The organism is Pseudomonas sp. UYIF39 (genome assembly GCF_029963765.1).
In the GTDB taxonomy this organism is placed as follows: domain Bacteria; phylum Pseudomonadota; class Gammaproteobacteria; order Pseudomonadales; family Pseudomonadaceae; genus Aquipseudomonas.
Genome location: NZ_JALBYU010000002.1, coordinates 216658 through 237052, shown reverse-complemented (window position 1 = coordinate 237052; position 20395 = coordinate 216658). Strand labels below are relative to the sequence as shown.

Here is a 20395-nt window from a genome sequence, read left to right as displayed (position 1 = left end):
CTTGCGTGGAGCAGTCCGATCAGTCGGCCAGTGCAGCCTTTTGCAGCTCGAAGATTTCGGTCATGCCTTTCTTCGCCAACTCAAGCATAGCGTTCAGTTCTTCCGGCTGGAACGGTGCGCCTTCGGCAGTGCCCTGAACCTCAATGAAACCACCCGTGCTGGTCATCACCACGTTCAGGTCGGTCTCGGCGGCCGAGTCTTCCAGGTAGTCGAGGTCGAGTACCGGCTCACCCTGGTACATGCCCACCGATACGGCAGCAATCATTTGCTTCAGCGGGTCGCCGCCTTTCAGGCCGCCGCGCTTCTTGATCACTTTCAAGGCATCGACCAGTGCAACCATGGCGCCGGTGATGGACGCGGTGCGGGTGCCGCCGTCAGCCTGGATCACGTCGCAGTCGACGTACAGGGTGACGTCGCCCAGCTTGGACATGTCCAGCGAAGCGCGCAGGGAACGGCCGATCAGACGCTGGATTTCCAGGGTGCGGCCGCCTTGTTTGCCGCGGCTCGCTTCACGCTGGTTACGCTCGCCAGTGGCGCGCGGCAGCATGCCGTATTCGGCGGTCAACCAGCCTTGGCCCTGACCTTTGAGGAAACGCGGCACGCCGTTCTCGACGCTGACGGTGCAGATGACTTTGGTATCACCGAACTCGACCAGTACAGATCCCTCGGCGTGTTTGGTGTAGTTGCGGGTAATGCGGATCGAGCGGAGCTGATCGGCAGCGCGACCACTTGGACGTTTCATAGGGAATACCTGTACGGAGGACGGAAAACTGCGGAGCATTATAGAGCCGCAGGGCCACGAGTGGGCACTTCTAAAAAATCCCCCGACGACTGAAGGCCCTGAACAGCGCTTTGCCGACGACCTGCAGCCCTTTGTCACTCCGCGTGTTTGGGCGCATTCGCCCCACTGCGCTACAATCCTGCGCCTTTGCTGCCTCTGGGCTTAAATTCATATAGATCAGGCCTGCGAAACCTTTGGTAACGCATGAACCTGCATTGCGAGGTACCTCCATGGTGCACAGCATGACCGCCTTCGCCCGCGTCGAAAAAGCCGGCGCCCAAGGCACCCTGAGCTGGGAACTGCGCTCGGTCAACAGCCGCTACCTGGAGCCGCACCTGCGCCTGCCGGAGTCCTTTCGCGACCTCGAAGGCGCCGTCCGCGAAGCCCTGCGCCAGGGTATCTCCCGGGGCAAGCTCGAATGCACCCTGCGCTTCACCGAAGAAAATACCGACAAACCACTGCAAGTGGACCGCGAACGCGCCGCCCAATTGGTCGCCGCCGCCGAGACCATCGCCGGCCTGATCAAGAATCCGGCCGCGCTGAACCCGTTGGAAGTCCTGGCCTGGCCCGGCGTGCTGGTGGGCGACGCAACCGACCCGCAAGCCCTGAATGCCGAAGCACTGGCACTGTTCAACGAAGGTCTGAAAGAGCTCAAGGCTGGCCGCGAGCGCGAAGGCGCGGAGCTGGCAAGGTTGATCAATGATCGCCTGACCTCCATTGAAGAAGACGTGGTGACCCTGCGTGGACTGGTCCCGCAGATGCTCGCCACCCAGCGCCAGAAAGTCCTCGACCGCTTCGCCGACATGAAGGCCGAGATGGACCCGCAGCGGCTGGAACAGGAAATGGTCATGCTCGCGCAAAAGAGCGACGTCGCCGAAGAACTGGATCGCCTGAGCACTCACATCATCGAAGTTCGCCGGGTGCTCAAATCCGGTGGCGCTGCCGGTCGGCGCCTGGACTTCCTGATGCAGGAACTCAACCGCGAAGCCAACACACTGGGCTCCAAAGCCTTCGACCCGCGCAGCACCCAGGCGGCGGTCAACCTCAAAGTGTTGATCGAGCAGATGCGCGAACAAGTGCAGAATATTGAGTAAGGCAACCCTGACATGACCCACAGCACCGGCACCCTGTACATCATTTCCGCACCTTCGGGCGCGGGCAAGAGCAGCCTGGTCAAGGCCCTGACCGACGCTGATCAGGAGATCCGCGTCTCGGTCTCCCACACCACCCGCGCCATGCGCCCCGGTGAAGTGAACGGCGTGAACTATCACTTCGTCGAACGCAGCGAGTTCGTGAAGATGATCGAACATGGGGATTTCCTCGAGCGTGCCGAAGTGTTCGGCAATCTCTACGGCACCTCGCAAAGCCATTTGCAGCAAACCCTGGATGAAGGTCACGACCTGATTCTTGAAATCGACTGGCAAGGCGCCGAGCAAGTACGCAAGTTGATGCCCCAGGCCCGTTCGATCTTCATTCTGCCGCCGTCGCTGCAAGCCTTGCACCAGCGCCTGACCAATCGCGGCCAGGACAGCGACGAGATCATCGAAGGCCGGATGCGCGAAGCCGTCAGCGAAATGAGCCACTACGTCGACTACGATTATCTGATCATCAACGACGATTTCGCCCACGCGCTGCGCGATTTGCAGGCGATTTTCCGTGCCAATCAGCTGCATCAGAAGCGTCAACAGCAGCGAAACGGAAAACTTTTGGCCGAATTGCTCGGCTAAACAGCTCTTCCCAAAACCGTTGCAAGGGCTTTACATTGGCACTTGCAGCGCGTTGAAGGGCTTGGTCAAAAAATCAGCGCTTCCCTAATCGCTGGTGATTTTTTAAACTGTTGAGTCCGCTCGCCCAACCGGGCAGCGCGCATATTGCATTCGCTCCGAGGAATACCATGGCCCGCGTAACCGTTGAAGATTGCCTAAACCACGTGGAAAACCGCTTTGAGCTGGTCATGCTGTCTACCAAGCGTGCCCGTCAACTGGCCACCGGCGGCAAAGAGCCACTGGTTCAGTGGGAAAACGACAAGCCTACCGTTGTAGCCTTGCGTGAAATCGCTGAAGGCCTGATGAGCTACGAGTTCATCGCCAACGCTGAAATCGTCGAAGACGAACCGCTGTTCGCAGCGTTCGAGGACGAGTCCAACGAGGCAGTCTAAGCCATGCCTGGTCGACGTAGCACGGCGCGGGATCACAGCGAACGGCAGGATTCATCATGCCGAGCATAGACGCCCTTGCCGATCGCTTATCGACCTACCTCGGCAAGGACCAGGTCAACCTGGTCCGCCGAGCGTACTTCTACGCCGAACAAGCCCACGACGGCCAACGCCGCCGTAGCGGTGAGGCGTACGTCACGCACCCACTCGCGGTTGCGAATATTCTTGCCGACATGCACATGGATCATCAGAGCCTGATGGCTGCGATGCTGCATGACGTGATCGAAGACACCGGTATTGCCAAGGAAGCGCTGCAAGCGCAATTCGGCGAAACCGTGGCCGAACTGGTCGATGGGGTCAGCAAACTGACCCAGATGAACTTCGAAACCAAAGCCGAAGCCCAGGCCGAAAACTTCCAGAAAATGGCCATGGCCATGGCCCGCGACATTCGCGTGATCCTGGTCAAACTGGCTGACCGCCTGCACAACATGCGTACCCTGGAAGTCCTGTCCGGCGAAAAACGCCGACGAATCGCCAAGGAAACCCTGGAAATCTATGCGCCTATCGCCAACCGGCTGGGCATGCACGCCATCCGCATAGAATTCGAAGACCTCGGCTTCAAGGCGATGCACCCGATGCGTTCCGCACGGATCAACCAGGCGGTCAAACGCGCCCGGGGCAACCGCAAGGAAATCGTCAACAAGATCGAAGAATCACTCAGCCACTGCCTGGCCATCGACGGCATTCAGGGCGAGGTCAGCGGTCGTCAGAAACACCTCTACGGCATCTACAAGAAAATGCGCGGCAAGCGTCGGGCCTTTAACGAGATCATGGACGTCTATGCGTTCCGGATCATCGTCGACAAGGTCGATACCTGCTACCGCGTGTTGGGTGCTGTGCATAATTTGTACAAACCGTTGCCGGGGCGCTTCAAGGATTACATCGCGATCCCCAAGGCCAACGGCTATCAGTCGCTGCACACCACGCTGTTCGGCATGCACGGTGTACCGATCGAGATTCAGATCCGCACCCGTGAAATGGAAGAGATGGCCAACAACGGCATCGCCGCCCATTGGCTCTATAAGTCCAGTGGCGACGAGCAGCCAAAAGGTACTCACGCCCGCGCCCGCCAGTGGGTCAAAGGCGTACTGGAGATGCAGCAACGGGCCGGCAACTCGCTGGAATTCATCGAGAGCGTGAAGATCGACCTGTTCCCGGACGAGGTCTACGTGTTCACGCCCAAAGGCCGGATCATGGAGCTGCCCAAAGGCTCCACGGCGGTCGACTTCGCTTACGCGGTGCACACCGACGTGGGCAACAGCTGCATTGCCTGTCGGATCAATCGACGTCTCGCACCGCTGTCCGAACCGCTGCAAAGCGGCTCCACGGTCGAGATCGTCAGCGCCCCCGGGGCACGACCGAATCCGGCGTGGCTCAACTTCGTGGTCACCGGCAAGGCGCGGACCCACATCCGCCATGCGCTGAAACTGCAACGCCGCTCCGAATCCATCAGCCTCGGCGAACGCCTGCTGAACAAAGTGCTGAATGGCTTCGACAGCTCGCTGGAAAAAGTCGCGGCCGAGCGCGTCAAGGCGATGCTCACCGAGTACCGCCTGGAACTGATCGAAGACCTGCTCGAAGACATCGGCCTGGGTAATCGCATGGCCTATGTGGTCGCCCGCCGACTGCTTGGTGAAGGAGAACAGCTGCCGAGCGCGGAAGGCCCGCTGGCGATTCGCGGCACCGAAGGCTTGGTACTCAGTTACGCCAAGTGCTGCACACCGATCCCGGGCGACCCGATTGTCGGCCACCTGTCCGCGGGCAAAGGCATGGTCGTGCACCTGGACAACTGCCGCAACATCAGCGAAATCCGCCACAACCCGGAAAAATGCATCCAGCTCTCGTGGGCCAAGGATGTCACCGGCGAATTCAATGTCGAGCTGCGCGTCGAGCTGGAACACCAGCGCGGCCTGATCGCTCTGCTGGCCAGCAGCGTCAACGCGGCCGACGGCAATATCGAAAAAATCAGCATGGACGAACGCGATGGTCGCATCAGCGTGGTCCAACTGGTGGTCAGCGTGCACGACCGCGTACACCTGGCCCGCGTGATCAAGAAACTGCGCGCCCTGACCGGGGTGATTCGCATCACTCGCATGCGTGCGTAAGCCACTCATTACAAGGAGTCATTCATGACCAAAACAGTTATCACCAGCGACAAGGCCCCGGCCGCCATCGGCACTTACTCCCAGGCGATCAAGGCTGGCAACACCGTTTACATGTCGGGTCAAATTCCTCTGGACCCAAAAACCATGGAACTGGTTGAAGGCTTCGAAGCCCAGACCGTCCAGGTATTCGAGAACCTCAAAGCCGTGGCTGAAGCCGCTGGCGGTTCGTTCAAGGACATCGTCAAACTGAACATTTTCCTCACCGACCTGAGCCACTTCGCCAAGGTCAACGAGATCATGGGCAAGTACTTTGACCAGCCTTACCCTGCTCGCGCCGCGATCGGCGTAGCGGCCCTGCCAAAGGGTTCTCAGGTTGAGATGGATGCCATTCTGGTCATCGAGTAATGTGTCCGGCGCAGCCTTCTAAAGGCTGCGCCGATCTTGCTTTGAAAGGATTCCACCATGCGCCAAGCGCTAGCTCTCTCGCTGGTCGCCCTACTCTTGGGCGGTTGTGCCAGCAACCCTGCCGACCGTGACATCAGCGGCACCTGGATCAATCAAGTGGCGATCGATGCAGCAGCCAAAGGCGGCCCCCTGCGCGAAGCGCTCCAGGCCTATGGCCCGAACCTGGAATGGGACGTCAACACCAAGGCCGGGCAGGCCCGCTACACCAACGGTTTTGAAAATGTCGACGGCAAGCTGCTGGGCGAACAGTCCGGCGCCTGGAAAATCGACTTTTATGGCAGCTCGAGCAGTGAGCTCAAGCGTGACGGCAAGCAATTGAGCCAGGTCGCCAGCGACAATGAGCCGGAGCAAACTTTTGACCGCGCGCAGGTTCAGGTGCCAGACGGCGCACCCATCGGCGCCAGCTTCGAGCGCGCGCTTTATTCGGCCTACATGGGCGGCAGCTGGAAAGTCGTCAGCGGTCCCGGTGAAGGCAATACCGTGCAATTCCAGGCTGACGGCCAGGTTGCCGGCCTGCCGGGGACGGATCGCTATGCCCTGTGCCTGGCCGGTGATTGCGCGTCGATGAGCGGCGGCAATGACAACATGTGGCTACAGGCCAATGGTCAGGGCAACACCTGGATCTTTGCGCGCAAGGGCAAGGAACTGGAAATCCTCCAGGCAGTGAACACCGCACAGGCGGATGAAATGCCGCAGTTCACCCCGGGTGATCGCAAGTGGTTGCTGGAAAAACAGTGATACAGAATACAGGAGCCTGCGGGCTCCTTTTTCTTTAGCCTGCACCGTCGAATTCCTTGCCCCCCGCTCAAGGATTGATCATGCGTCCACTGCTTATCCTTGGCCTATTGCTGCTCGGCGGCTGCACCTCTATGCCCGCAGAAACGGATATCAGCGGTATCTGGATCAATCAGGCGGCCATCGATGCAGCGGCCCAAGGCCAGTCTTTACATGAATCCTTAAACACCCATGGCCGGAATCTGGAATGGGACATCAACACCCACACCGGCAAGGCGCAAGTGAGCAGCGGTTTTGAGATGGGTGAAGGCCAACTGCTGCAAAAGTCACCCATTGCCTGGACCGTCGACTACAACGGCTACGGCACTGACGAGCTGCGCCTGGATGGTAAGCGACTGACCCAACTGGCCAAAAAGTACGTACCCCAGCAGGTGTTCAGTCGCCCCAGCAAGACCGCCAAAACGGGGACAAGGTGGGGTAACACCTTCAGGAATGCCCTGAACGCCGCTTATCTGGGCGGGCAGTGGAAAATTATCGGCGGTCACGAAGCAGGCCAAATAGTCGTGTTTACGGCAGATGGTCACGTTTCGGGGATACCGAAAACCGATCGATACGAGTTATGCCTGGACGGTGATTGCGCCAGTCAAGGCGCAGGCAATGACACCTTGTATCTGGGCACGGGTGACCTGAGTGACACATGGATTTTCGTTCGCAAAGGCAAGCAATTGGAGATTTTCCAGGCAATCAATCAATCCCGGCCAGACGAAATCCCCCAATTCACCCCCGGCCCACGCCAGTGGCTGCTGGAAAAACAATGACCCAAAAACAAAGGCGCCCGCAGGCACCTGTTGTTTAGAGGCTCGATCAGCTCAAGCCCCTTGGGCAAGTATCGCGGCATAACCTTCGCGGTAACTTGGGTACTTCGGTGTCCAGCCCACGGCTTTGGCCCGCGCATTGCTGCAGCGCTTGCTGCCAGTGCGCCGCACGCTCGCGTCGTCATCCCAATCGGTCACACCCAGGTATTCACGTAGCCAGCCCACCACTTCGGCCAGCGGCGCAGGCGCATCGTCGACGCCGATATAGACGTCATCCAGCGCCACGCCACGTCGGTCCGCCTCAAGCAAGCAGGCCATCAGCCCCGCCGCGTCGTCTGCATGAATACGGTTGCCATACAACGGCGGATCGACCGCAACGCGATAGCCCCGGCGAACTTGGGTCAACAGCCACTCACGGCCGGGACCATAGATACCGGTTAAACGCACAATGCTGGCCGGAATGCCGCTATTGAGGGCAATCTGCTCGGCTTCCAGCATCACACGCCCTGAATAGCCAGCGGGCACAGCAGGCGAAGTCTCATCGACCCACTCGCCATCCTGTTGGCCATACACACTGCTGCTGGAAACAAACAGCAGTCGATCAGGCACTTGCCCGTAGTCGCTCAGCCATTCCAGCACGTACTGCAAACCCTGCACATAAGCGGCGCGGTAACCCGCCTCGTCGTGATCGGTGGCGGCCGCGCAATACACCAGGTAATCCACCGCACCGACTGGCCAGGTCGCTGGACAGTCTTCATTGAACAAGTCACCGGCAACGCCAATTACCCCCTCGGGCAGGCGCGAGATGTCACGCCTCAAGCCGTGAACCTCCCACCCCGAAACCAATAATTGCGTGGCCAAACGACTGCCGACATCACCACAACCGGCGATCAAAACAGAAGGCGCGGACATCAGAAAACTCCCTCAGGAAAGGTACAGACTAGCCCCCGTAATGGATGAGCAGCTAGCAATGGAGGAAAAAAAGAGACGCTATTACTTTTGTTAACAAGAATTAATTGCAATAATGCCCGCCACTTTTGTTCTCGGCCTTACGAGGCCTGGAAGAGCATTTACCGTTTTTCTTTCTCAGGTCCGGCCAGCATGACACCCAATCAATTCCCCGCTTCGCCTACCAAACGACCTCGCGCCTGGAGCGCAGTGGCCGCCTTGCTGCTCAGCCTGATGCTGGCGCCGACCGCCGCTTTCGCTGACGCCCAAGCGCCAGCCGCTCCGGCTGCCGCCACTGCTGCTCCAGCTCCAGCCGATCATGTTACCCCAGCTGCGACCGACCCGGCCCAAGCCGTAGACACCACCGCCGAAGACGTTCCGCAAGTCCTCGAAGCCGACAACACCCTGGGCATGGCCCACGACCTGTCGCCGTGGGGCATGTACCAGAACGCCGACATCATCGTGAAAATCGTGATGATTGGTCTGGCCATCGCTTCGATCATCACCTGGACCATCTGGATCGCCAAAGGCTTCGAGCTGATGGGCGCCAAGCGTCGTCTGCGCACCGAAATCGTCCACCTGAAAAAAGCCACCACCCTTAAAGAAGCCAGTGTGACAGCCACCAAGCAAGGCACCCTCGCCAATTTGCTGGTGCATGACGCCCTGGAAGAGATGCGTTTGTCGGTCAACAGCCGCGAGAAAGAAGGCATCAAGGAACGCGTCGCCTTCCGCCTTGAGCGTCTGGTTGCAGCCTGCGGTCGCAACATGAGCAGCGGCACCGGCGTGCTCGCCACCATCGGTTCCACCGCGCCGTTCGTCGGCCTGTTCGGCACCGTGTGGGGCATCATGAACAGCTTCATCGGTATCGCCAAAACCCAGACCACCAACCTCGCCGTCGTGGCTCCCGGCATCGCCGAAGCCCTGCTGGCCACCGCGTTGGGCCTGGTTGCAGCGATTCCAGCCGTAGTGATCTACAACGTCTTTGCCCGCTCCATTGCCGGTTACAAGGCGCAAGTATCCGATGCCTCGGCTGAAGTCCTGCTGCTGGTCAGCCGCGACCTCGATCACCTGCCGACCACCGAGCGATCCGCGCAACCCCACATGGTCAAAGTAGGGTAATCAGCCATGGGCTTGCATTTGAAAGAAGGCGCAGATGACGATCTGGCCGAGAACCACGAAATCAACGTCACACCGTTCATCGACGTGATGCTGGTGCTGTTGATCATCTTCATGGTGGCGGCCCCGCTCGCCACCGTGGACATCAAGGTCGACCTGCCGGCCTCCAGCGCCAAACCGGCGCCACGGCCAGAGAAACCGGTGTTCCTCAGCGTCAAGGCTGACCAACGCCTGTTCCTCGGCGAAGACGAAGTGAAGGCCGAAGCACTCGGCGCTACCCTCGACGCCAAGACCAAAGGCAAGAAGGACACGACGATCTTCTTCCAGGCCGATAAAGGCGTGGATTACGGCGACCTGATGAGCGTGATGGACAACCTGCGCTCTGCCGGTTACCTGAAGGTGGGTCTGGTCGGACTCGAGACGGCAGTCAAGAAATGATCACGACGCGCCAAAAGCTGACGCGTTATAGCGGGAGCCTGGCCGTGGTGCTGGGCGTCCATGCGCTGGCCATTGCGCTGGCGCTGAACTGGACGTCGCGCCCACCGATCGAGCTGCCGCCACAGGCGATGATGGTCGAGTTGGCGCCGGTTCCGGCCCCGCCACCGCCGGCACCGCCGAAGGTCATAACGCCGCCACAGCCACCCGCTCCGGTGGAAGAACTGCCGATACCGAAGCTGGCTGAAGCGCCAAAGGCCGAGATCGCCGTGCCGAAACAGGTCAAACCCAAGCCAAAGCCTCAACCGCCCAAGCCTGTGGAGAAAAAGCCGGAACCGCCTAAAGAGAAGCCGTCCGAGGAAAAACCGAGCGACGCGCAACCGACTCAGGCGCCAACGGAGAAATCCGCTCAGCCGGCACCGGGCCCATCACCGGCGCAGCAAGCGGCCAAGGCCAGCTGGCAAGGCACCCTGCTCGCTCACTTGGCCAAGTACAAGAAGTACCCGGCCAGTGCGCAGGCGCGGAACAAGGAAGGCATGAACCGTCTGCGCTTCGTGGTAGATGCCGAAGGTAACGTGTTGTCGTTCGAACTGGTGACCGCTTCCGGTAACATCGATCTGGACCGAGCCACCCTGGAAATGATCCGCCGCGCCCAACCGCTACCCAAGCCACCGGCTGACATGTTGACCAATGGCGCCATCGAAATCGTTGCACCGTTTGTTTACTCGCTGGAAAAACGCCGGCGCTGACACCCGTCGCAACACGGCCAAAGGCACCAAAAGGTGCCTTTTGCATATCCGCCAGCGGCAAACCTGCTTTGCCCTGTGTCACTCAACGCACTCAGTCTGATAACGTGCGTCTATCGATTGCAGCCGGTATGCTTGGCTCGCAACTTCATGGACGCTTGCTATGACTCTTACAGAATTACGCTACATCGTTACCCTCGCCCAAGAGCAGCACTTCGGCCACGCGGCCGAGCGTTGCCATGTCAGCCAGCCGACCCTGTCGGTGGGCGTGAAAAAGCTTGAAGACGAACTCGGTGTGCTGATTTTCGAGCGCAGCAAGAGTGCCGTGCGCCTGACCCCGGTCGGTGAAGGCATTGTCGCCCAGGCGCAGAAAGTGCTGGAACAGGCCCAAGGCATTCGCGAACTGGCCCAGGCCGGCAAGAACCAGCTGACCGCGCCGCTGAAAGTCGGCGCCATCTACACCGTCGGCCCGTACCTGTTTCCGCACCTGATTCCACAACTGCACCGGGTCGCCCCGCAGATGCCGTTGTACATCGAAGAAAACTTCACCCACGTGCTGCGCGACAAACTGCGCAACGGCGAGCTCGACGCGATCATCATCGCCCTGCCGTTCAACGAAGCCGACGTGCTGACCCTCCAGCTCTACGACGAACCGTTCTACGTCCTGATGCCGGCCCAGCACCCGTGGACCCAAAAAGAATCCATCGACGCCGCCCTGCTCAACGACAAGAGCCTGCTGCTGCTCGGCGAAGGCCATTGTTTCCGCGATCAAGTGCTGGAAGCCTGCCCGACCCTGGCCAAAGGCAACGACGGTGCCAAGCACACCACGGTGGAATCCAGCTCCCTGGAAACCATCCGCCACATGGTTGCGTCCGGCCTTGGCATCTCGATCCTGCCGCTGTCGGCGGTCGACAGCCATCACTACGCTCCCGGCGTGCTCGAAGTGCGTCCACTGACGCCTCCGGTGCCGTTCCGCACCGTGGCCATCGCCTGGCGTGCGAGCTTCCCGCGGCCGAAGGCAATTGAAATCCTCGCTGACTCCATTCGCCTGTGCTCGGTGGCCAAACCGCAAGCACCGGTGGTTGCGGCCTAAGTCGCGGCCATGACCGAGTTGTCGCAAGTGTCGGTGACGGCACTCAAGGGTGTCGGCGAGGCCATGGCCGAGAAATTGGCCAAGGTCGGCCTGGAGAATCTCCAGGACGTGCTGTTTCACCTGCCGCTGCGCTATCAGGACCGCACTCGTGTGGTCCCGATCGGCCATTTGCGACCCGGGCAAGACGCTGTGATCGAAGGCACCGTCAGCGGCGCCGATGTGGTCATGGGCCGCCGCCGAAGCCTGGTGGTGCGCCTGCAGGACGGCACCGGCGGGCTCAGTCTGCGTTTCTACCATTTCAGCAACGCCCAGAAAGAAGGCCTCAAACGCGGCACCCGCATTCGCTGCTATGGCGAAGCACGGCCCGGTGCGTCGGGGCTGGAGATCTATCACCCGGAATACCGCGCCATCACCGGCGACGAACCGCCGCCGGTGGACGAAACCCTGACCCCGGTTTACCCGCTCACTGAAGGCCTGACCCAACAGCGCTTGCGCCAGCTTTGCATGCAGACCCTGACGATGCTCGGGCCCACCAGCCTGCCCGACTGGCTGCCGACCGAACTGGCGCGGGACTATCAACTGGCGCCGCTGGCCGATGCGATCCGCTACCTGCATCACCCGCCAGCCGACGCCGATGTTGATGAACTAGCCCTCGGTCATCACTGGGCGCAGCACCGTCTGGCCTTCGAAGAACTGCTGACGCATCAACTGTCCCAGCAGCGCCTGCGCGAGAGCATGCGTTCCCTGCGCGCGCCAGCGATGCCGAAAGCCACCCGGTTGCCGGCCCAGTATCTGGCCAACCTCGGTTTCACTCCGACCGGCGCTCAGCAACGGGTCGGCAACGAAATCGCCTACGACCTCAGTCAGCACGAGCCCATGTTGCGGCTGATTCAGGGCGACGTCGGTGCCGGTAAAACCGTGGTCGCTGCCCTCGCCGCACTGCAAGCGCTGGAGGCCGGTTATCAAGTCGCACTGATGGCGCCCACCGAAATCCTCGCCGAGCAGCACTTCATTACCTTCAAACGCTGGCTCGAACCGCTGGGCATTGAAGTCGCATGGCTGGCCGGCAAGCTCAAAGGCAAGAACCGCGTGGCCGCACTGGAGCAGATTGCCAACGGCGCACCGATGGTGGTCGGCACCCACGCGCTGTTCCAGGACGAAGTGCAGTTCAAAAACCTCGCACTGGCGATCATCGACGAACAGCACCGCTTCGGCGTGCAGCAACGGCTGGCGTTGCGGCAGAAAGGTGTCGGCGGGCGGATGTGTCCGCACCAGCTGATCATGACAGCCACACCGATTCCCCGGACGCTGGCCATGAGCGCCTACGCCGACCTCGACACCTCGATCCTCGACGAACTACCGCCTGGCCGGACCCCGGTGAACACCGTGCTGATCACCGACACCCGGCGCGTCGAAGTCATCGAGCGGGTGCGCGGCGCCTGTGCCGAAGGGCGTCAGGCCTATTGGGTGTGCACGCTGATCGAAGAGTCGGAAGAGCTGACCTGCCAGGCCGCCGAAACCACCTACGAAGATCTCACCGCCGCCCTCGGCGAATTGAAGGTCGGGCTGATCCACGGCCGCATGAAGCCCGTCGAGAAAGCCGCGGTCATGGCTGAATTCAAGGCCGGTAACCTGCAACTGCTGGTCGCCACCACGGTGATTGAAGTCGGCGTCGACGTGCCGAACGCCAGCCTGATGATCATCGAAAACCCCGAACGCCTCGGCCTCGCGCAGCTGCACCAATTACGCGGCCGTGTCGGTCGAGGCAGCGCCGCCAGCCATTGCGTGCTGCTCTACCATCCGCCCCTGTCGCAGATCGGCCGTCAGCGCCTGGGCATCATGCGTGAAACCAACGACGGTTTTGTCATCGCCGAAAAAGACCTCGAACTGCGCGGCCCCGGCGAAATGCTCGGCACGCGCCAGACCGGCCTCCTGCAATTCAAGGTCGCCGACCTGATGCGCGACGCCGATTTACTACCCGCCGTACGCGACGCCGCCCAGGCTTTGCTGGAGCGCTGGCCGGATCACGTCAGCCCGCTGCTGGACCGCTGGCTGCGCCATGGGCAGCAATACGGCCAAGTGTGAGCACCGTCGCAGTTTCTGAACCACCGTTCTGAGCAAGCTGGTTATACTCCTGCCATTGTTTTAAAACGGATACATACCATGACCGAAGTTGCCCTCGCACCCGCCACCCCGCACGCTCCGTCGGTTATTCGGCTGATGCTGGGCAAACTGGGTATTGCCTACGAAGAAGTCCTCGACCATCACGGCCTGAACGCCGCACGCAAAGTGCAGGCTGTTCTGCTCGATGACGCCGTGGGCACGCTCATGGTGCTGTTCCCGCAGAACCAATTGCTGGACCTCAATAGCCTCGCCGAGCTGACGGGCCGCCGCCTCACCGCCGTGTCGACCGAACGCCTGGTAAAAATGCTCGGCAAACACAACTTGAGCCTGCTGCCCGGCATGCCGGCGCTCACCAGCTCACCGTGCCTGTATGAAGAAAGCCTGCTGCGCGAGCCGAAGGTGCTGATCAACTCGGGCGAGCCGGGCGTGTTGCTGGAAATCACCAGCGAAGACTTCAAGACCATGCTGACCAAGGCCAGCGCCGCCAACTTCGGCGAAGCCCTGACCAGCATTCGGCCGAACCTCGACCGCCCGGACGATGACCGCGAGGAAATCACCCAGGCCGTTCAAGCGTTCACCGCGCGGCGCATCCAGCAGCGTCTGGAAGCCACCATCGAAATTCCGCCGCTGGCCGAGACCGCGCAGAAAATCATCAAACTGCGTGTTGATCCCAACGCCACCATCGACGACATCACCGGCGTCGTCGAAACCGACCCGGCCCTCGCCGCGCAGGTTGTCAGTTGGGCAGCATCGCCGTACTACGCGTCACCGGGCAAGATTCGTTCAGTGGAAGACGCCATCGTGCGAGTGCTGGGCTTCGACCTGGTGATCAACCTGGCGCTGGGCCTGGCCCTGGGCAAAACCCTGAGCCTGCCAAAAGACCATCCGCAACACACCACGCCCTACTGGCAGCAATCGATCTACACCGCCGCCGTCATCGAAGGCCTGACCCGCGCCATGCCGCGCGCCCAGCGCCCGGAGGCCGGCCTGACCTACCTCGCCGGCCTGCTGCACAACTTCGGCTACTTGCTGCTGGCGCACGTGTTTCCGCCGCACTTCTCGCTGATCTGCCGCCACCTGGAGGTCAACCCGCACTTGTGCCACAGCTACGTCGAGCAACACTTGCTGGGCATCAGCCGTGAACAGATCGGCTCGTGGCTGATGCGCTACTGGGACATGCCCGAAGAACTGGCCACCGCGCTGCGCTTCCAGCACGATCCGGGCTACGACGGCGATTACGCCGAGTACCCAAACCTCGTGTGCCTGGCTGTGCGCTTGCTGCGCAGTCGTGGGATTGGGTCCGGGCCGGATGAAGACATTCCCGACGCCCTGCTCGAACGCGTAGGCCTTACGCGTGACAAGGCCAACGATGTGGTCAGCAAAGTGCTTGAGGCTGAAGTGCTGCTGCGCGAACTGGCTTCGCAATTCACCCAGGCATAAAAAAACCCGCTCCCACACTCGGTCAAATGTGGGAGCGGGCTTGCTCGCGAAGAATCCACCTCGGTCCAACTGACCCACTCAAGCCTTGGGCTTAGCCTTCCTAGGCTTCAAATACTTGGTCAACCCCTGAAACCAGATCACCAGCGCTGGATTCCCCTTGATCTGAATCGACTTGTCCTGAATCCCCGTCATAAACGCCAACTGCTTGTTCTTCGCCTGCATCGTGGCAAAGCCATACGCCGCATCTTTAAAGGCAATCGCAAACGCCGGCTCGGCATACACGCCGGACTTGCTGGTGATGCGCTGATCCTTCACAAAGAAATGCCGCGCCACTTTCCCGTCCAGGGTCTGTAGCTGAAACACCAATTCCTTGTCACCCAACTGCTGCTGAAACGCAGGATTAGTCCGACTGGCCTTACCCATCAACAAACCCAGCATCCACAGAAGAAAACGAAATTTCATGCGCACAGCCTCAAAAGGAAAATGAACGGCCGACGCAGTGTAGCGGCTTCAAGCGAGAACGCCACTGTCTGGTTGCGTTAGAAGAAGATGCAGGCCTTTTTGACGCCAATGACTACCAAGTCACGCCAACCTGATCGTTCCCACGCGCAGCAAAGGAATGCATCCCTTAACGCTCCGCGCCACCTCCCGACACCGCCCCTACACCTGAAGAAACACAATCCTGTAGGAGCTGCCGAAGGTTCGGGCCGCGTTCGGACGATCTTTTGATCTTGATCCCCTCAAACCTCTCGGACATTTCCTTCAACACGCCGGGCTGTCCGTGAGCTAGGCAGTCTTCGGTATCACCGATAGTCTCTGGTGGTCGCCGCAAAATCGGTGACACGGACGTGCAAGTCCGGCTCGGCATGCAATCGGTTATGGCTATTCATCGAGTGTTTTCTTATGCTCGCGAATCGTTATGGCAGCTGTGTGTGGGAGGCCTTCGGGTCTGCCGGTTTACCGAGTCGGTCTTGCACACCTATGCACAGCTGCCACCTCCTTCGAAGCAAGCGAAACGGTGTTAGCTCCTAAATCTCGGTATTACTCCTATGATCAAGCCAACACCGAATCCCCCCGAACACGAAGACACATCCCCCTACGAATCCTTCGATTCAAAAAAGCTCCACGAAGCCGCCGAACGAGCCCTCGATCTTCACCTCGGCACACCTCCGGATAAAAAATCCAAACGTCGCAATGGCGACCTCTTCATCGTCGCTCCCGACCTCCACACCGAAACCGTCCTGGCCAACGCCTCGGAAGACCTGCTGTCCATCAGCGCCATCGCCGCCGACCTGGCCGACAGCGTAGAAGGCTCACGCCGCTCCGTCGCACTGGCACTCAGCAGAATGGCGGTCGGTGTGCATCTGTTAGTGGAGCGAGCGCTGGACCATATTGATTCGCCGGATCCGGCGGAGCATCGGGCGAAGGTGTAGCAACTTCGCGAATAGAGAACGGGGGGCTTCGCATCCCCCCTTCTTGCTGAACCAAAGTCGCACCGAGCCTCAATACGATCGACCGGTTCAACGTCCCCTTCTTCAACGTTTATATCTGCACAGCGAAATTCACAGACAGTGACTGGCCTTTATGTCTGAGCCTTGCGAAACCAAGCGCTTCACGCCGTCGCTACCCTGCGGGTGGCCTTTATCAGCGGACAACTGATAACAGGTCAACGCCCGGGACAGATCCTTCGTTCCCAACTGGCCACTTTCAAAAGAAGAACCCAGATAGCTCATCGCATCTGTGGAGCCCATGGAAACCGCGCGAATAACTTCCCTTTCTGCCTCCTCGGGGTGCAGGCAAGGGCCGTTATAGTCAGTGGAATTACCGTTACAAAAGTACGTGGCATAACCCAGCGCGCCGCTCGCTGTCGTCGATGCCGCTTTGAACAAAGCCTCAAGCTTGCTGGTTTCCAATTGAGGCGCCATCTGCGAAAGACTCAAACTTGCCGCCGACAGACTCGCCTGTGGATCACCCGACTCTGCAGCGCATACATAGTTTTCCAGGGACGCTTCAAACAGTTCTTTAGTCAGCCGGTATTGCTCCATCGCGCCTAAACCACCCAACCCCTCTGCACGTTGATAGCAGAAGCTTTCGGCGCGGCTCATTCCGGGTTTACTGGATGCAACAAGCTCCTTCTCGCTGATTGACCAGTCTTCGACCCCCACAAGCGCCCAGCACGCCTTTCGAGAAAAGTTAAAAATCTTGATGTTGCTGTTACCCGCTCGTTTATCCACAACGTTAACGTGACTGTCGTCGACTTGTTCGATCTCAACCCCTTCAGTCTTGCCTTTCCCCACCGCAGCCATCAACGGAAACGCCAAACTGGAGCCAGTTTCCCCAGTAATGGACGGTTCGAATCGGCCCGGGTCTTCTGTACGCTTTAACACCAGCATCTTCACCGCCAGCGCAGTGAGGCGCCTCTGGGATTCAGCATTAGCGGAAAACACCGGTAGAAACTGAGCAAAGTCCTGAGATGGACACGAGACATCTGACCCACGCCCAACAGCCGAACCACTCACGATGTCGGGCGCAGTATTGTCTAGAAAGACTGAACGCTCGCGGCTCATTCTCGCGACGCAGTTATTCACGGTCGTCACGTAGGCAGAAGTACCCGACTTAATCTCAAACGCTTCGAGCGGACAATTTGCGTCACGCAGCTTTATCCACGCACGCTGTGCTTCTTTGACCTTCGCCGTATACGCTGTCCCCGTGTCGGGTTCGGCTTGATACTGAGTTTCGAGTCGAGCCATCAGCTGGTGATAACTCGTATTCAACTGTGAGTCGGCAGCAACCTTCGATACCTCAGAGCACTTATCAACTTGTTGGCTTGTGGTGTTCTCGGTGCATTCGTCCCGAGCAAGTGCGACTGAAACCGGTAGAACGGCCTGGCATGTCAGTGCACAAAGAGCCCCTAAAAAAAAGCGTTTCACTGTCTTCTATCCTTGATCTATTCAGATGAAATCCAAGCAACCTAATCTGGGGAAAAATTGGGTACATACACATCAGCGGCTTACTCGGATTGCCCTTCATAGCGCTGTGCCTGAGGATTAAAACGCCACAGATGCGGGCGGGTCATCGCTTTGTCGTCTTTGTATCGAATCTGACCGAGGGAGTTTCTGATGTAGGAGTAAATCTCGATATCCTTGAAATCGCCACCATCCTTGGGAGCGTCATCCAGCACCTTGACCCCGGCAAAGTAATCACCACCCGCATGCTTCAGGTAGCCACGGCACTGGATCAGAAAAGCGAATGTGCTGTCCATGGACGAACCGATACCTACACGGGAGTTGAAGATAAAATCTTCGACGCCATCGCCATTGAGATCGCCGCGGTACACGACGTGACCAGGATCAACGGAAAACTCTTTCCCGTCGAAGCTCGAAACTATGTCTTCGGGACCATCGCCTCTATCCGACCATTGTGAAAGGAAGTATTTGGAGTCGTTCTCAGGATTGCAAAGAACCGATGCCATGGCTGTAACTGGCATCCAACTTACGAGCAATAAAAGCAGCCTATTCAAAATTAAATTTCTCACCGTGTTTAATCCTTTATTCGTTCAGGTTCTACGCTTCTAAAAGCGAGTCACGCATTGGTTTGGAACATTCATTTCCCAGTAGGTACTGATCAACGCTTTACGTTTGCTCTCTATACGAAGATTGACGAAACCATCGCCGCAATCGGGCTGTAACTCCTCAAAGGTGCTGGATTTTGGTTGGTAAACAAAAATCCTGTAGTAATCGAAAGTGCCCATTCCGTCATCAATTTGCGAGACAGCGAAATCCTTCATACCGTCGAAATTGAAATCGTTGATCTGCACATGCAATTCGTTTTCAGCTTGAAAGTCGATTGTCCGGGATTCGTTATGGGCCTCGCTTTTAACGGCGACTGTTAGCATGGGACCTTCCAACACGAGCGTCGCTTCGACGTTTTTGGTTGGGCTGAATGTGATTACATCGGCAAACACTGGTGCCGTCCACAGCAGGCCGAGACGAGCAATGATAGGGCTAGATACTTGAATCGCATGTGCTCGCCCTATTCCCACTTACATCCAGCTTCCAAAGAAGAGTCGATACTGGTGTTAATCATGAAGCTGTACTCCTTGCCACTGGACTTCTTCGTGTACAGCATCGAGACGATCTGCGCCCCTTGGGTCACCTCTTCATAGGTTCCCGTGACCTTGCCTCCCACGACTTCTGACCAGGTCATGGTGTGCTGCCAAGGCGCCTCTGGGTCGAGTATTTCACTCTGGGAATCTGTCAACACAAGGGTAATGGGGACGTTCGACTTGGCGTACTTGACGAAGCCACCCGACCACTTGCTGGAGTGGTCGTAGAAGGTACGGAATTCGAACTTTACTGGGTTGGATTGTGAGAGTTCGAAGCAGATGATTTGGGTGGTGACTTCGCTGTGGGCGGTGAAAGGAAATAACGCCAAAAAGGTAAACAGCGACCATTTCATACTTATCAAAACCCCATAAATCCACGAGCTAGCTTTCAGACTTATGTCTCAACGCTTATTCTTATCCGGCGCCATAGCCAGTTGGCGGGCTCGCTCTATCGTCGCGCGTATTAAACATGTATCAGGAAACTCACCGAATATTGTTGTATACGACTTCGTGTCCATTAGGCATTCCGCATCTCGAAATATCATCCAGGCTCTCTGGGTATCTCTCAGCCCTTTCTGTGCGCTTTCGTTTAAGCGAGCTATACGATCCCGATATACGGAGTTAAGCAGCGCATCTGCATCGGCAAGTACCACATTAAGCACTCCATCGGGCGAGGATGGCCATACCACGTCCGCCAATGCCTGCTTTGTCTCATTATTCCAATTGTATAAGCCGTTTTCTTCGATTCTCAGCAACGCAGATCGCCCATGGTGATTTGTCGGATCGCTCGCACTAACTTCCGAGTGATAAACAATCTCCAGATAGATAGGATCGATTGCGCGCTGAGGATCATTGATTAGTGCTTGTCGGACAATGGCCCGCTGTTTCTTACTCTCAGTTATCTCTATTGAGAAACATGGGTCCGGTCCGGGACGATCAGACGACTTCACCCTCTCCAGGCATTGGTTACGAACGGCCATAGAGGGCGAATCTGACCCGCCACTTACATCTATAATCCTGACAAGCAGCCGTATTTCTGGATCTTTTGAAAAATCGGCCTGAAGCACGGTCGCAATCATCGTGCCTTCTGCTTTGACAATGGATGACAGCAACGAAAATAAAATAACGAAGCTGAACTTTAAACCTTCATTTACTGGCAGCCTTAGAAAAACATAATAACAAAACAGCGAAAAATGAAACAACCTTACTTATCAACAGCCAAGTCTATATCATAATTAAACCCGTCATTTTCAGGTCAACTTCTTATTCCAT

Annotated in this window: 22 protein-coding genes; 14 read left to right on the top strand and 8 right to left on the bottom strand. The window is 58.4% G+C overall.

Annotated features, from left to right (window positions below; translation table 11 throughout):
* Positions 1 to 19 precede the first annotated feature (19 nt).
* Complete coding sequence (rph, locus tag MO767_RS04040) at positions 20 to 742, bottom strand: ribonuclease PH (RefSeq protein ID WP_010465211.1); 723 nt, start codon at positions 740 to 742, stop codon at positions 20 to 22.
* 269 nt (positions 743 to 1011) lie between these two features.
* On the opposite strand from rph, the gene MO767_RS04035 reads away from it, so the two are divergent.
* From MO767_RS04035 to MO767_RS04005, 7 genes are all read left to right on the top strand, one after another.
* Complete coding sequence (locus tag MO767_RS04035; RefSeq protein ID WP_282479496.1) at positions 1012 to 1875, top strand: YicC/YloC family endoribonuclease; 864 nt, start codon at positions 1012 to 1014, stop codon at positions 1873 to 1875.
* A 12-nt stretch (positions 1876 to 1887) separates the two neighbouring features.
* Positions 1888 to 2508, top strand: a complete 621-nt coding sequence (gene gmk / locus MO767_RS04030) for a guanylate kinase (protein ID WP_046045040.1) — start codon at positions 1888 to 1890, stop codon at positions 2506 to 2508.
* Between the two features lie 167 nt (positions 2509 to 2675).
* Positions 2676 to 2939 (top strand): DNA-directed RNA polymerase subunit omega, encoded by a 264-nt coding sequence (rpoZ, locus tag MO767_RS04025; protein WP_007894670.1) that lies wholly within the window; start codon positions 2676 to 2678, stop codon positions 2937 to 2939.
* A 56-nt stretch (positions 2940 to 2995) separates the two neighbouring features.
* A complete protein-coding gene (spoT, locus tag MO767_RS04020) occupies positions 2996 to 5101 on the top strand; it encodes a bifunctional GTP diphosphokinase/guanosine-3',5'-bis pyrophosphate 3'-pyrophosphohydrolase (protein WP_033059343.1) in 2106 nt (701 codons plus the stop codon).
* Between the two features lie 24 nt (positions 5102 to 5125).
* Positions 5126 to 5506 (top strand): RidA family protein, encoded by a 381-nt coding sequence (locus MO767_RS04015; RefSeq protein WP_003229509.1) that lies wholly within the window; start codon positions 5126 to 5128, stop codon positions 5504 to 5506.
* A gap of 57 nt (positions 5507 to 5563) precedes the next feature.
* Positions 5564 to 6304 (top strand): hypothetical protein, encoded by a 741-nt coding sequence (locus MO767_RS04010; RefSeq protein WP_282479495.1) that lies wholly within the window; start codon positions 5564 to 5566, stop codon positions 6302 to 6304.
* A gap of 80 nt (positions 6305 to 6384) precedes the next feature.
* On the top strand, positions 6385 to 7119 hold the full coding sequence (locus tag MO767_RS04005) for a hypothetical protein (RefSeq protein ID WP_282479494.1): 735 nt from the start codon (positions 6385 to 6387) through the stop codon (positions 7117 to 7119).
* 51 nt (positions 7120 to 7170) lie between these two features.
* Here MO767_RS04005 and MO767_RS04000 read toward each other — a convergent pair whose 3' ends face one another.
* On the bottom strand, positions 7171 to 8028 hold the full coding sequence (locus tag MO767_RS04000; protein ID WP_282479493.1) for an SDR family oxidoreductase: 858 nt from the start codon (positions 8026 to 8028) through the stop codon (positions 7171 to 7173).
* A gap of 189 nt (positions 8029 to 8217) precedes the next feature.
* On the opposite strand from MO767_RS04000, the gene exbB reads away from it, so the two are divergent.
* From exbB to MO767_RS03970, 6 genes are all read left to right on the top strand, one after another.
* A complete protein-coding gene (gene exbB, locus MO767_RS03995) occupies positions 8218 to 9183 on the top strand; it encodes a tonB-system energizer ExbB (RefSeq protein ID WP_282479492.1) in 966 nt (321 codons plus the stop codon).
* A 6-nt stretch (positions 9184 to 9189) separates the two neighbouring features.
* Positions 9190 to 9618, top strand: a complete 429-nt coding sequence (gene exbD, locus MO767_RS03990; RefSeq protein ID WP_129439980.1) for a TonB system transport protein ExbD — start codon at positions 9190 to 9192, stop codon at positions 9616 to 9618.
* A complete protein-coding gene (locus tag MO767_RS03985) occupies positions 9615 to 10364 on the top strand; it encodes an energy transducer TonB (protein WP_282479491.1) in 750 nt (249 codons plus the stop codon). Before exbD ends, MO767_RS03985 begins: the two co-directional genes overlap by 4 nt.
* A gap of 160 nt (positions 10365 to 10524) precedes the next feature.
* Positions 10525 to 11454: a hydrogen peroxide-inducible genes activator gene (locus MO767_RS03980; RefSeq protein ID WP_123367554.1), complete on the top strand. Its 930-nt coding sequence runs from the start codon at positions 10525 to 10527 to the stop codon at positions 11452 to 11454.
* A 9-nt stretch (positions 11455 to 11463) separates the two neighbouring features.
* Positions 11464 to 13539 (top strand): ATP-dependent DNA helicase RecG, encoded by a 2076-nt coding sequence (recG, locus tag MO767_RS03975; protein WP_282479490.1) that lies wholly within the window; start codon positions 11464 to 11466, stop codon positions 13537 to 13539.
* A gap of 78 nt (positions 13540 to 13617) precedes the next feature.
* Positions 13618 to 15018 (top strand): aminoacyl-tRNA deacylase and HDOD domain-containing protein, encoded by a 1401-nt coding sequence (locus MO767_RS03970; RefSeq protein WP_282479489.1) that lies wholly within the window; start codon positions 13618 to 13620, stop codon positions 15016 to 15018.
* A 78-nt stretch (positions 15019 to 15096) separates the two neighbouring features.
* On the opposite strand, the gene MO767_RS03965 is transcribed toward MO767_RS03970, so the two are convergent.
* Positions 15097 to 15480 (bottom strand): helicase, encoded by a 384-nt coding sequence (locus MO767_RS03965; RefSeq protein WP_123408677.1) that lies wholly within the window; start codon positions 15478 to 15480, stop codon positions 15097 to 15099.
* A 587-nt stretch (positions 15481 to 16067) separates the two neighbouring features.
* On the opposite strand from MO767_RS03965, the gene MO767_RS03960 reads away from it, so the two are divergent.
* Positions 16068 to 16451: a DUF6124 family protein gene (locus MO767_RS03960; RefSeq protein WP_282479488.1), complete on the top strand. Its 384-nt coding sequence runs from the start codon at positions 16068 to 16070 to the stop codon at positions 16449 to 16451.
* A 129-nt stretch (positions 16452 to 16580) separates the two neighbouring features.
* Here the strand turns inward: MO767_RS03960 and MO767_RS03955 are convergent, their stop codons facing one another.
* The 5 genes from MO767_RS03955 to MO767_RS03935 all read right to left on the bottom strand — a co-directional run bounded on the left by MO767_RS03955 (position 16581) and on the right by MO767_RS03935 (position 20325).
* Complete coding sequence (locus MO767_RS03955; RefSeq protein ID WP_282479487.1) at positions 16581 to 17948, bottom strand: lysozyme inhibitor LprI family protein; 1368 nt, start codon at positions 17946 to 17948, stop codon at positions 16581 to 16583.
* An 80-nt stretch (positions 17949 to 18028) separates the two neighbouring features.
* Positions 18029 to 18490 (bottom strand): hypothetical protein, encoded by a 462-nt coding sequence (locus tag MO767_RS03950; RefSeq protein ID WP_282479486.1) that lies wholly within the window; start codon positions 18488 to 18490, stop codon positions 18029 to 18031.
* A 99-nt stretch (positions 18491 to 18589) separates the two neighbouring features.
* Positions 18590 to 18982: a hypothetical protein gene (locus MO767_RS03945; protein WP_282479485.1), complete on the bottom strand. Its 393-nt coding sequence runs from the start codon at positions 18980 to 18982 to the stop codon at positions 18590 to 18592.
* Between the two features lie 68 nt (positions 18983 to 19050).
* Entirely contained in the window at positions 19051 to 19476 is a 426-nt protein-coding gene (locus tag MO767_RS03940; protein WP_282479484.1) for a hypothetical protein, read from the bottom strand.
* Positions 19477 to 19524: 48 nt separating this feature from the next.
* Positions 19525 to 20325 carry a lysozyme inhibitor LprI family protein gene (locus MO767_RS03935; protein WP_282479483.1) on the bottom strand — a complete coding sequence of 267 codons (801 nt, stop codon included), beginning with the start codon at positions 20323 to 20325 and terminating at the stop codon, positions 19525 to 19527.
* Positions 20326 to 20395: the final 70 nt, after the last annotated feature.